Raw genomic sequence first — 11,971 nt, 5'->3', positions numbered from 1 at the left:
GCATAGTCACAATCCCCTGAATTGATGGACAGCAAGCCCATGGCTCCTTATCCCCTCACCAACCAAATGTCAGCCTTCGTCGAGAAAACTCTCGGCTTCAGCAGCGCCGACAGTAGCCTGACCGGGTTGCGCCAGGCCTATAGCGAGATGTGCCAAGCGTTCACCCCGCCACGTCCCGCCGGGCTTGAGGTCACCGACTTCACGCTGTCGGGCGTGGAGGTGCGTTCCTATCGACCACCGGTGACGCCACCGACCAGCGGCTGGCCATGCATGTTGTATCTGCACGGCGGTGGCTGGGTGGTCGGGGATCTGGATTCCCACGACTTCATCTGCGCTGAACTGGCGGCAACGCTGGGGGCGATGGTCGTCGCCGTGGATTATCGGTTGGCGCCCGAGCATCCGTTCCCGGCGGGGTTCGAAGATTGCCTTAAAGTCTGGCGAGCCCTGCGCTCGGGGCCATTCTGGTTCGATCCCGAACGAATGATCGTAGCCGGGGACAGCGCTGGCGCAAACCTGGCCGCTGCGCTATGCCTGTCTTTGCGCGACACAGGCGAGCCGTTGCCCACCGCCCAGGTTTTGATTTATCCGGGGCTGGGCGGCGATCACCGATTATCGTCTCGCAGCGAATGCGCGGACGCGCCGCTGTTCAGCAGCAGCGACCTGGATTGCTATCACGCACTTTATTTACGCGGCACCCCACAACCGGGTGCCTATGCCATGCCCTTGCTCGCCGAGGATTTCAGCGGTTTGCCACCGGCGTTGATCGCCGTGGCGCAATTCGACCCATTGCGTGACGACGGTGTGAGCTATGCCGAGCGACTCAATGCCGCAGGTGTGAGCGCCACGCTTTATTACGGAGAGGGGCTGGTTCACGGCTGTTTGCGGGGGCGCGGGCAAGTCGCCGAGGTCGACCGACTCTATGAAACGCTGCTCGGGTTTCTGGCTGACAGGCTCTGACGCTGCAAGGGCATGCTCATTGACGTAATTCGGGTTTATGATGCCGGACGGCAGAATAATTGAAGTCCCCCCAGGGATGACCTCGACCCCTTACGGAGCGTGCAATGCAGACTTTGTACCCGCAGATCAAACCCTACGCCCGGCACGATCTGGCCGTCGATAAAACCCACACGCTGTATGTCGACGAAAGCGGTTCACCGGAAGGTTTGCCGGTGGTGTTCATCCACGGCGGCCCAGGCGCCGGGTGTGATGCCCAAAGCCGTCGGTACTTCGACCCAAACCTGTATCGCATCGTCACCTTCGACCAGCGCGGCTGCGGTCGCTCCACGCCCCACGCCAACCTTGAGAACAACACCACCTGGGATCTGGTCGCCGACCTCGAGCGGATCCGCAAACACCTGAACATCGAGAAATGGGTGCTGTTCGGTGGCTCCTGGGGTTCGACTCTGGCGCTGGCCTACGCGCAAACCCATCCGGAGCGTGTCCACGGTCTGATCCTGCGCGGGATCTTTCTCTGCCGCCCGCAGGAAATCGAGTGGTTCTACCAGTCTGGCGCCAGCCGTCTGTTCCCCGACTACTGGCAGGACTACATCGCGCCGATCCCGCTGGACGAGCGCGGCGACTTGCTCACCGCTTTCCACAAGCGCCTGACCGGCAACGATCAAATCGCCCAGATGCACGCAGCCAAAGCCTGGTCCACCTGGGAAGGCCGAACCGCGACCTTGCGTCCGAATCCGCTGGTGGTTGATCGCTTCTCCGAGCCACAACGCGCACTCTCGATTGCTCGCATCGAATGCCACTACTTCACCAACAACGCTTTCCTTGAGCCGAACCAGCTGATCCGCGACATGGGCAAGATCGCTCATTTGCCCGGCGTGATCGTTCATGGCCGCTACGACGTGATCTGCCCGCTGGACAACGCCTGGGAATTGCATCAGAACTGGCCAAACAGCGAACTGCAGGTGATCCGCGATGCCGGTCACGCCGCGTCCGAACCGGGCATCACCGATGCGTTGGTGCGTGCCGCTGGTCAGATGGCCCGACGCTTGCTTGATCTGCCGCCTGAAGAAGCATGAAGGGCCTGCTGCAACGCGTGCGTGGCGCGCGAGTCGAGGTAGCGGGGGAAGTGGTTGGCGCGGTAGACCAGGGTTTACTGGTGCTGGTGGCTGTCGAGCCCGAGGACACTCGGGCCAGCGCCGACAAACTTCTGCATAAGCTGCTTAACTATCGTGTATTCAGCGACGCCGAGGGCAAGATGAATCTGTCCCTGGCGGATGTCGGCGGTGGGTTGCTGCTGGTCTCGCAGTTCACCCTGGCCGCCGACACCAAGAGCGGGCTGCGGCCGAGTTTTTCGACCGCGGCACCTCCGGCCCTGGGCGAAGAACTTTTCGACTATCTATTAGGCAAAGCGAAACAGATGCATGGCACTGTGGCATCAGGTAGATTCGGCGCGGATATGCAGGTTCACCTGGTCAATGATGGCCCGGTAACCTTCCTGTTACAGACCTGACAGCCCCTGAAACAGGTTTTTAGGGGCATTTCGACTGAAAACAGGGGGTTTTCGCGATAAATACTTTGTTACCCCTGATGCGTTGTAACGCGGCCTACTAGATAATCGCGCGCTACGGGGATCAGCGTTCGTTGGTCCATTTTGACTTAGGTAGAGACTTGCCCGGAACCTATTGGGGAATCATTTAGCCCCATAGGAGTCGGAACAATGCTCGCCAACTTGGCAAGAGTGGTCTGTAGGGCCGGTTTTTTCATGCGGCACACCTCACAGGCCCTTTAACTGGCCGTTGGTTTTTTGATCTGTTTTCGGCGAGGGTTGCTCGTGATTGTTAGTCCCTGTAATGCACCAAAATTGTCTGCCAAACGGTTCCGAAGCGCACTGGTAGCGGGCTCTGCACTGCTCTGCCTGTTCAGCGCCGGCCAGCTTTGGGCATTCAATCTGGATGATGTATCGGTCAAGGCAAAAGAGCTGGCCGGGCAGAAATACGAAGCCCCGCGCAGTAACCTGCCGAACGAATTCCGCGATATGAAATTCGCGGACTATCAAAAAATTCGCTTCCTGACCGAAAAAGCCGAGTGGGCCGATCAGAAAACCCCGTTCAAACTGTCGTTCTATCACCAGGGCATGCATTTCGACACGCCGGTGAAGATCAACGAAATCACGGCCAACACCGTCGAAGAGATCAAATACGACCCAAGTCGTTTCGATTTCGGCGATTTGAAGTTCGATCCTAAAGCCACCGAACAACTGGGTTATGCCGGTTTCCGTGTGCTGTACCCGATCAACAAGGCTGACAAACAAGACGAAATCATGACCATGCTCGGCGCGAGCTACTTCCGCGTTGTCGGCAAGGGTCACACCTATGGCTTGTCCGCTCGCGGCATGGCCATTGATACCGCATTGCCGTCCGGCGAAGAGTTTCCGCGTTTCACCGAGTTCTGGATTCAACAACCAAAACCGGGTGACAAGCACCTGGTGATCTTCGCTCTGCTGGATTCGCCACGCGCTACCGGTGCCTATCGCCTGACCCTGCGTCCGGGCAGCGACACCGTTGTCGACGTCAAGGCCCAGATGTTCCTGCGTGACAAAGTCACCAAGCTTGGCATTGCGCCGCTGACCAGCATGTTCCTGTTCGGCGCCAACCAGCCGTCGAAAGTGCTGAACTATCGTCGCGAACTGCACGACTCCAGCGGTCTGTCGATCCACTCCGGCAATGGTGAATGGATCTGGCGCCCATTGAACAACCCGAAACACCTGGCGGTGAGCAACTTCGCCATCGAGAACCCGCGCGGCTTCGGCTTGCTGCAACGTGGCCGTGACTTCAGCCACTACGAAGACCTCGATGACCGTTACGACAAGCGCCCAAGCGCCTGGATCGAACCAAAAGGCGATTGGGGCAAGGGTTCTGTAGACCTGGTGGAAATTCCGACCGCCGACGAAACCAACGACAACATCGTTGCCTTCTGGAGCCCGGAAAAACTGCCTGAGCCCGGCCAACCGCTCGACGTCGCCTATCGCATGCACTGGACCATGGACGAAGCCGCCATCCACGCCCCGGACAGCGCCTGGGTTAAACAGACTCTGCGTTCCACCGGTGACGTTAAGCAGTCCAACCTGATCCGTCAGCCGGATGGCAGCGTTGCCTATCTGGTGGACTTCGAAGGCCCGTCCCTGGCCGCATTGCCGGAAACTGCTGACGTGCGCAGCCAGGTCAGCGTTGGCGACAATGCCGAACTGGTCGAGAACAGCGTGCGTTACAACCCTGAAACCAAGGGCTGGCGCCTGACGCTGCGCATGAAAATCAAAGACCCGAGCAAGGCCACCGAGATGCGTGCAGCCTTGGTCGAGAACATCGTGCCTGAGGATCTGGCCAAGTCTTCGATCCCAGCCTCCAATTCTTCTGTTGCCAAGGCCGACAAGGTCGCCGCTAGGCAGCAAGAGAAAGAGGACAAGGAAGCCAAGGACGCCAAGCAAGCCAAGCAAGCGGACGCCAAGCAGGCCGATGCCAAGCCAGTTGCCGATGCCAAGAACAAGGACAACAAAGACGCCAAGCAGCCTGCTGCTGCGAACGCGGCCCCAGCCACACCGGAATCGACAGCGACTGAAGAAGTCCTGACCGAGACCTGGAGCAACCAGTTGCCTGCCGATGAGTAATTCTCAAGTACAGCCAGAGACTCTATCGGAGTATCTGGCGCATCTACCGATGACCGACGAGCAGCGCGCGGAACTCGCGGGCTGCCAGTCCTTCAGCGAACTGCACCAGCGACTTTCGTCCTCGACGTTCGACGCACCGACCGAGGCTGCTCAAGCCTCGGTGGGCAAGCGTCTGATCCTGAACAGTGCCGAAGAGCTGGAAGAGGCCGAGATGCTGGCGGTCGACGCCAGTGGTCGTGTCGTACTCAAAGCGACCCCGCCGATCCGCCGGACGAAAGTTGTGCCGGAGCCATGGCGCACCAACATTCTGGTGCGTGGCTGGCGCCGGATGACCGGTCGCACCAATCCGCCGGCGCCGCCGAAGGATGAACGCGTGTTGCCGGCCGCTCGCTGGCGCACCGTCGGTTCGATCCGTCGCTACATTCTGCTGGTGCTGATGCTAGGCCAGACCATCATTGCCGGCTGGTACATGAAAGGCATCATGCCGTACCAGGGCTGGGCGTTCGTCGACCTGAACGAAGTGCTGCATCAATCGTTGATGCAAACCGCCACGCAAGTGCTGCCATATGCGCTGCAAACCAGCATCCTGATTCTGTTCGGGATTCTGTTTTGCTGGGTGTCGGCCGGTTTCTGGACGGCACTGATGGGCTTCCTCGAGTTGCTCACCGGTCACGACAAATACCGCATCTCCGGTAAAAGCGCCGGCAACGAGCCGATTGCCAAGGACGCACGCACCGCACTGGTGATGCCGATCTGCAACGAAGACGTACCGCGTGTATTCGCCGGTCTGCGGGCGACCTTCGAGTCGGTTGCGGCCACGGGTGACCTGGACCGCTTCGACTTCTTCGTCCTCAGCGACAGTAACGAAACCGATATCTGCGTCGCCGAGCAACAGGCCTGGCTGGACGTGTGCCGTGAAGCCAAAGGCTTCGGCAAGATCTTCTATCGCCGTCGTCGCCGTCGCGTTAAACGCAAAAGCGGCAACCTCGACGACTTCTGCCGTCGTTGGGGCGGTGACTACAAGTACATGGTTGTGCTCGACGCGGACTCCGTGATGAGCGGCGAATGCCTGACCAGTCTGGTGCGCTTGATGGAAGCCACGCCGGACGCGGGGATTATCCAGACCGCGCCACGGGCGTCAGGCATGGACACCCTTTATGCGCGCATGCAGCAATTTGCGACCCGTGTGTATGGACCGCTGTTCACCGCCGGCCTGCACTTCTGGCAGTTGGGTGAATCCCACTACTGGGGCCACAACGCGATCATCCGCATGAAACCGTTTATCGAGCACTGCGCCCTGGCGCCGTTGCCAGGTAAAGGTGCATTTGCCGGTGCGATCCTGTCCCACGACTTCGTCGAAGCTGCGCTGATGCGCCGTGCCGGCTGGGGCGTGTGGATTGCCTACGACTTGCCGGGCAGCTACGAAGAGCTGCCGCCGAACCTGCTCGACGAACTCAAACGTGACCGTCGCTGGTGCCACGGTAACCTGATGAACTTCCGGCTTTTCTTGGTCAAAGGCATGCACCCGGTGCACCGTGCGGTGTTCCTGACCGGTGTGATGTCTTACTTGTCGGCACCGTTGTGGTTCTTCTTCCTCGTGTTGTCCACGGCGCTGCTGGCGGTGAACACGCTGATGGAGCCGCAGTACTTCATGGAGCCGCGACAGCTTTATCCGCTGTGGCCGCAATGGCACCCGGACAAAGCCGTCGCGCTGTTCTCGACGACCATCGTGCTGCTGTTCCTGCCGAAGTTGTTGAGCATCATCCTGATCTGGGCCAAGGGCGCGAAAGAGTTCGGTGGCAAGTTCAAGGTGACGTTCTCGATGCTGCTGGAGATGCTGTTCTCCATGTTGCTGGCGCCGGTGCGGATGATTTTCCACACCCGTTTCGTACTCGCCGCGTTCCTCGGCTGGGCTGCGACCTGGAACTCGCCGCAACGTGACGACGACTCCACTCCCTGGAGCGAAGCGGTCAAACGCCACGGTCCGCAAACCTTGCTGGGCTTCTTCTGGGCCTTGCTGGTGATCTGGCTGAACCCGAGCTTCCTCTGGTGGCTGGTGCCGATCGTCGGTTCGTTGATGCTGTCGATCCCGGTGTCGGTGATCTCCAGTCGTGTTGGCCTGGGCCTGAAGTCCCGTGACGAGAGCCTGTTCCTGATCCCTGAGGAATACAATCCGCCACAGGCCTTGCTGGCGACCGACCAGTACACCCACGAAAACCGTTATCACGCGTTGAAGGACGGCTTTATTCGGGCGGTGGTCGATCCACAGCAGAACGCCTTGGCGTGCTCGTTGGCGACGTCCCGTCACGGTCAGGCCGAGCCGATTGAGTTTTTGCGCGCCGAGCGCGTTCGTCATGCATTGAAGGCCGGGCCTGCCGGGCTGAACAACCATGAGCGCCTGCAACTGCTGAGCGATCCGGTGGCACTGGCTCGCTTGCATGAGCAGGTCTGGAGCGAAGGCCACGCCGAGTGGCTGGACGCCTGGCGGCAATCGGTGAAAGCCGATCCCCATGCGCCGTTGCTGCCGCTCAAGCCTCTGAGTGCACAGCCTCAGTTGGCCTGACGAAAACCCCGCTTCCTTCAGACTCGGGGCGCTTCAAAAAGATCGCAGCCTTCGGCAGCTCCTACGGATGTATATCGTGTAGGAGCTGCCGAAGCTGCGATCTTTTGCTTTTCTGCCCTACAACAAGCCAACAAATCCTCCGTAAACCCTTGTGCAAACGAACGAGTGCGTTAGCATCCGTCCCCGAATTGGTGCGCCCGGGCAGCTTTCTGTTCGTATCTATCGGTTTTCAAAGGAAAATCGTCGATTGCGCGCCTCACAACGCAATGGTTTTGGGGGCTTGATGATGAAGAAGTATCTGTCGATGCTGCTGGTCGGCGTCACGGCATTGGTTGCAGTCAACGCGGCGCAGGCCGGCGCCATCGATGACGCGGTCAAGCGTGGCACGCTGAAAGTCGGCATGGACCCGACCTACATGCCATTCGAAATGACCAACAAGCGCGGCGAGATCATCGGGTTCGAAGTCGACATCCTCAAAGCCATGTCCAAGGCCATGGGCGTCAAGCTGGAGCTGGTGTCCACCGGCTACGACGGCATCATCCCGGCCCTGATGACCGACAAGTTCGACATGATCGGCAGCGGCATGACCCTGACCCAGGAGCGCAACCTGCGCCTGAACTTCAGCGAACCGTTCATCGTGGTCGGCCAGACCTTGCTGATCCGCAAGGACCTGGAAGGCACCATCAAGTCCTATAAAGACCTGAACACCGACGACTACCGCATCACCTCCAAGCTCGGTACCACCGGCGAGATGGTTGCCAGGAAGCTGATCTCCAAGGCCAAGTACCACGGCTACGACAACGAGCAGGAAGCCGTGCTCGACGTGGTCAACGGTAAGGCCGACGCCTTCATCTACGACGCGCCGTACAACGTTGTGGCGGTGAACAAGGTCGGTGCCGGCAAACTGGTGTTCCTCGACAAGCCGTTCACTTACGAGCCGCTGGCCTTCGGCCTGAAGAAGGGCGACTACGACAGCCTCAACTTCATCAACAACTTCCTGCACCAGATTCACGAAGACGGCACCTACGATCGCATCCATGACAAGTGGTTCAAAGACTCTGCTTGGCTCAAGGACATGGAATAAGGGCTTCAGCAGCGGTGTGTCAGTAACACCGCGCCGCTCCCATCGCGACACAGAATTCGGAACCATAAGACGCAATGAAACATAAAAAATCCCAATGGCCATGGCACGTTCTAACCGTGCTGTTGCTCATCGGCCTGGCCGGCGCGTTGTATTACGCCACCTCGCTGATGTCCTACGAATGGCGCTGGAACCGCGTGCCGCAGTACTTCGCCTACCACGCCGAAGAGTCCCAGCGCGCCGCCGACATCTCCACGGTCAGCGAACTGGCGCGCCAGGGCGACAAGGCTGAAGTCACCCTGCGCAATGAAGCGGGCGATGAGCAACACCTGAGCGTCGACGCAAACAGCCTGCAAGTAGCCCAGGGCGATGACGTGGCTGAAGGCGACGTGATCGGTGTCACCCGGCATTGGGCCGCCGGACCACTGCTCTGGGGGCTATGGACCACGTTGTGGCTGTCCGTGGTGTCGGGCGTGCTCGGGCTGTTGATCGGTCTGGCTACTGGCCTGTGCCGTCTGTCGAACAACCCGACCCTGCGTGATCTCTCGACCATTTATGTCGAACTGGTGCGCGGTACGCCGCTGTTGGTGCAGATCTTCATTTTCTACTTCTTCATCGGCACCGTGATGAACCTGTCCCGAGAGTTCGCCGGGATCGCCGCGCTGTCGTTGTTCACCGGCGCCTACGTGGCCGAGATCATCCGCTCCGGCGTGCAGTCGATCGCCCGTGGTCAGAATGAAGCAGCGCGCTCCCTCGGTTTGAGTGCTGGTCAGTCGATGCGTCATGTGGTGCTGCCACAAGCACTGAAACGCGTACTGCCGCCGCTGGCCGGGCAGTTCATCAGCCTGGTGAAAGACACCTCGCTGGTGTCGGTGATCGCCATTACCGAACTGCTGAAAAGCGGTCGTGAAGTCATAACCACCTCGTTCTCGCCGTTCGAAATCCTGTTCTGCGTGGCCGGGCTGTACCTGTTGATCAACCTGCCGCTGTCGAAAATCGCCAGCCGGCTTGAGCGGAGGCTCGCGCAAAGTGATTGAAGTCCGCGACCTGGTAAAAGTCTTCGACACTCGCGGCCAGGTTGTGCGCGCGGTGGATAACGTGTCCACGCAAGTGGCGAAGGGCGAAGTGCTGGTGGTGATCGGCCCGTCCGGCTCCGGCAAATCGACCTTCCTGCGTTGCCTCAATGGCCTGGAAGCATTCGATTCGGGCTCGGTGAGCATCGACGGCCTGCAACTGGCCGACCCGAAAACCGACGTGAATGCCTATCGTCGGGAAGTCGGGATGGTGTTCCAGCATTTCAACCTGTTCCCGCACATGACCGTACTGGAGAACCTGTGCCTGGCCCAGAAAGTCGTGCGCAAGCGCGGCAAGAAAGAGCGCGAGGCCAAGGCCCTGGCGTTGCTGGAGAAAGTCGGCATCGCCCAAAAGGCCAACGAGTTTCCGTCACGCTTGTCCGGCGGCCAGCAACAGCGCGTGGCGATTGCCCGGGCGCTGGCGATGGAACCTAAGGTCATGCTGTTCGATGAGCCGACCTCGGCGCTCGACCCGGAAATGGTCGGCGAGGTACTGGACGTGATGAAAACCCTGGCCGTGGAAGGCATGACCATGGTTTGCGTGACCCACGAAATGGGCTTCGCCCGGGAAGTGGCGGATCGGGTGCTGTTCTTCGATCACGGCAAATTGCTGGAAGACGCCTCGCCGGCCGAGTTCTTTGATGCGCCGAAGGATCCGCGAGCCCAGGCTTTCTTGCGGCAGGTGCTTTAATCGCGTCGACTGTCAGATCGCTTTCGCGAGCAAGCCCGCTCCCACAGTGGATCTCGGTCGAGCACAAAAAATGTGTTCAGCGAAAATCTAATGTGGGAGCGGGCTTGCTCGCGAATGGCTTCACCTCGGTTTAAACCTTAAACCGCCCAACCAACATCTGTAGATGCGTCCCCAACCGCGCCAGCTCAACGCTGGAGGCCGCGGTCTCTTCACTCGCTGCCGAGGTCTGCTCGGACACATCGCGCACGTTCAGCACGCTACGGTTGATCTCTTCGGCCACGGCGCTTTGTTGCTCGGCGGCAGCGGCAATCTGCTGGTTCATCGACTGGATCGCTGACACCGTGCGAGTGATGCTTGCCAACGAGCCACCGGCCCGGCGGGTCAGTTCGACGCTGCTGTCGGTCAGGCTGCGGCTGTTGTCCATGATGGTTGCGACTTGCTGGGTGCCGGATTGCAGGCCGACGATCAGCTCTTCGATTTCTTCGGTGGACTTCTGGGTGCGCTGGGCCAGGCTGCGGACTTCGTCGGCGACCACCGCGAAACCACGTCCGGCCTCACCGGCACGGGCGGCTTCGATGGCGGCGTTGAGCGCCAGCAAGTTGGTCTGTTGCGCTACGGACTTGATCACGTCGAGCACGCTGCCGATCTTGTCGCTTTCGCGCTTCAGATCGCTCATGGCGACGGTGGAGTTGCCGACTTCGATAGCCAGCCGCTCGATTTGGGCGATGGCTTCACCGACCACTTTGTCACCTTCGCGGGCCTGCTGATCGGCGGCGACGGCGGCTTCAGAGGCTTCCTCGGCGTTACGCGCGACTTCCTGCACGGTGGCGGTCATCTCGTGCATGGCCGTGGCAACCTGATCGGTTTCCACTTTCTGACTGTTGACCCCGGCGCTGGTTTGCTCGGTGACGGCGGACAGTTCTTCCGCAGCGCTGGCGATTTGCGTCACGCCGTTGCTGATACCGCCGATCAACTCACGCAGGCCCAGGGTCATGCTCTGCATGGCGCGCTGGAGCTGGCCCAGTTCGTCCTGACGTTCGGAGATGAGGTTGTGAGTCAGATCGCCAGCCGCGACGCGCTCGGCGACTTTGAGGGTCTGGCTCAGCGGAATGACGATCTGGCGAGTGATCGCCCACGCCGCGAGCAGGCCGAAAGCCAGTGCGAGGACGGTGGCCATCAGCAGCAGGTTTTTTGCGCTGGCGGCGTCGGTGTCCCGCACGATGGTTTGCGATGTGGTCAGTTTTTTGCTGAGGTCGAGCAGGATATCGCCTTGCTCGCTCATGCGTTTGAGCGCGGCGGCACTGGCCACTTGAGAGTCACGGAATTGGCTGACGGCAGCGCGATAGGCCTTGAGCGAGTCGGTGGCCTGTTGCAGGTTGGCGGCGTGCTGTTCCGGCAGATTGGCCGGCAGGGTCTCGAGGTTTTTCAGGGCGGCGTCGATGGCGTCCAGCGCCGGCTGCTCAGCTTCGGTCTTGGCGCTATAGGTGTAGCCGCGCACCTGGAAGCGCGCTTGCTGGATCAGTTTGCTCAGGTCGATCACGCTGTTGAACTGGGCGACGCTGTCGCCTTGCAGCAGCGCTTTCTCGACTTCAGCGACCTTGGCCACGGCGTTGTCGGCGGTAGCGCCAAGCTTGCTGCGAGCATCTTCGCGATTGGCACCGGCCTGGGTCATGGCGATAAAGGCTTGCTTGTACTGGCTGACGGCGGCCAGTTGCTGGTCGATCATCGCAACGTCGGCGGGTTGCTCGATCAGCTTGCGCGCGGTTTGCAGGCCAGCGTCGAGTTGGCCCACCAGGTCGTTGACCGCGCCCGGGCCTTGTTCGCCTCGGCGCATTTCGTAGTCCAGGCGCGCCAGGCGCAGGTCCTTGGTCAGCTCATTGAGACTGGAAATGAACCCCAGCTTATCGCCGCGGCTCATCACACCTGTCAGGCCGGTCCAGCC

Annotated in this window: 9 protein-coding genes and 1 pseudogene; 8 read left to right on the top strand and 2 right to left on the bottom strand. The window is 60.3% G+C overall.

Features of this window, described 5'->3' with window-relative positions; genetic code table 11:
- The first annotated feature begins 39 nt into the window (after positions 1-39).
- The 8 genes from AC1MEW_RS01245 (at position 40) to AC1MEW_RS01210 (ending at position 10,029) form a co-directional block, all read left to right on the top strand.
- Positions 40-957 (top strand): alpha/beta hydrolase, encoded by a 918-nt coding sequence (locus AC1MEW_RS01245; RefSeq protein ID WP_480425210.1) that lies wholly within the window; start codon positions 40-42, stop codon positions 955-957.
- Positions 958-1,061: 104 nt separating this feature from the next.
- Positions 1,062-2,033 carry a prolyl aminopeptidase gene (gene pip / locus AC1MEW_RS01240; protein ID WP_480425209.1) on the top strand — a complete coding sequence of 324 codons (972 nt, stop codon included), beginning with the start codon at positions 1,062-1,064 and terminating at the stop codon, positions 2,031-2,033.
- Positions 2,030-2,467, top strand: a complete 438-nt coding sequence (gene dtd / locus AC1MEW_RS01235; RefSeq protein WP_201199888.1) for a D-aminoacyl-tRNA deacylase — start codon at positions 2,030-2,032, stop codon at positions 2,465-2,467. The genes pip and dtd overlap by 4 nt, the downstream gene beginning before the upstream one ends.
- Before the next feature lie 321 nt (positions 2,468-2,788).
- Positions 2,789-4,621, top strand: a complete 1,833-nt coding sequence (locus AC1MEW_RS01230; protein WP_201199890.1) for a glucan biosynthesis protein G — start codon at positions 2,789-2,791, stop codon at positions 4,619-4,621.
- A complete protein-coding gene (gene mdoH / locus AC1MEW_RS01225) occupies positions 4,614-7,184 on the top strand; it encodes a glucans biosynthesis glucosyltransferase MdoH (RefSeq protein ID WP_201199893.1) in 2,571 nt (856 codons plus the stop codon). Before AC1MEW_RS01230 ends, mdoH begins: the two co-directional genes overlap by 8 nt.
- Positions 7,185-7,470: 286 nt before the next feature.
- Positions 7,471-8,268 carry a transporter substrate-binding domain-containing protein gene (locus AC1MEW_RS01220; protein ID WP_201205098.1) on the top strand — a complete coding sequence of 266 codons (798 nt, stop codon included), beginning with the start codon at positions 7,471-7,473 and terminating at the stop codon, positions 8,266-8,268.
- A 74-nt stretch (positions 8,269-8,342) separates the two neighbouring features.
- On the top strand, positions 8,343-9,302 hold the full coding sequence (locus AC1MEW_RS01215; RefSeq protein ID WP_201199896.1) for an amino acid ABC transporter permease: 960 nt from the start codon (positions 8,343-8,345) through the stop codon (positions 9,300-9,302).
- Positions 9,295-10,029 carry an amino acid ABC transporter ATP-binding protein gene (locus AC1MEW_RS01210; protein ID WP_201199898.1) on the top strand — a complete coding sequence of 245 codons (735 nt, stop codon included), beginning with the start codon at positions 9,295-9,297 and terminating at the stop codon, positions 10,027-10,029. The genes AC1MEW_RS01215 and AC1MEW_RS01210 overlap by 8 nt, the downstream gene beginning before the upstream one ends.
- A gap of 130 nt (positions 10,030-10,159) precedes the next feature.
- Here AC1MEW_RS01210 and AC1MEW_RS01205 read toward each other — a convergent pair whose 3' ends face one another.
- Complete coding sequence (locus tag AC1MEW_RS01205) at positions 10,160-10,864, bottom strand: methyl-accepting chemotaxis protein (RefSeq protein WP_480427170.1); 705 nt, start codon at positions 10,862-10,864, stop codon at positions 10,160-10,162.
- A gap of 201 nt (positions 10,865-11,065) precedes the next feature.
- Positions 11,066-11,947: pseudogene (locus AC1MEW_RS01200) on the bottom strand (methyl-accepting chemotaxis protein); the annotation flags it as partial.
- Positions 11,948-11,971: the final 24 nt, after the last annotated feature.

It is taken from the genome of Pseudomonas sp. ASL4, from assembly GCF_056680395.1.
The sequence above is the reverse complement of the archived record's forward strand: the minus strand, read 5'-3'. Positions and strand labels throughout refer to the sequence as shown.

Excerpts from the sequence above, each read along its gene's own strand:
- mdoH (WP_201199893.1), top strand. The coding sequence starts at position 4,614 with ATGAGTAATTCTCAAGTACAGCCAGAGACTCTATCGGAGTATCTGGCG.
- pip (WP_480425209.1), top strand. The coding sequence starts at position 1,062 with ATGCAGACTTTGTACCCGCAGATCAAACCCTACGCCCGGCACGATCTG.
- AC1MEW_RS01245 (WP_480425210.1), top strand. The coding sequence starts at position 40 with ATGGCTCCTTATCCCCTCACCAACCAAATGTCAGCCTTCGTCGAGAAA.
- AC1MEW_RS01205 (WP_480427170.1), bottom strand. The coding sequence starts at position 10,864 with ATGACCGCCACCGTGCAGGAAGTCGCGCGTAACGCCGAGGAAGCCTCT.
- AC1MEW_RS01220 (WP_201205098.1), top strand. The coding sequence starts at position 7,471 with ATGAAGAAGTATCTGTCGATGCTGCTGGTCGGCGTCACGGCATTGGTT.
- dtd (WP_201199888.1), top strand. The coding sequence starts at position 2,030 with ATGAAGGGCCTGCTGCAACGCGTGCGTGGCGCGCGAGTCGAGGTAGCG.
- AC1MEW_RS01215 (WP_201199896.1), top strand. The coding sequence starts at position 8,343 with ATGAAACATAAAAAATCCCAATGGCCATGGCACGTTCTAACCGTGCTG.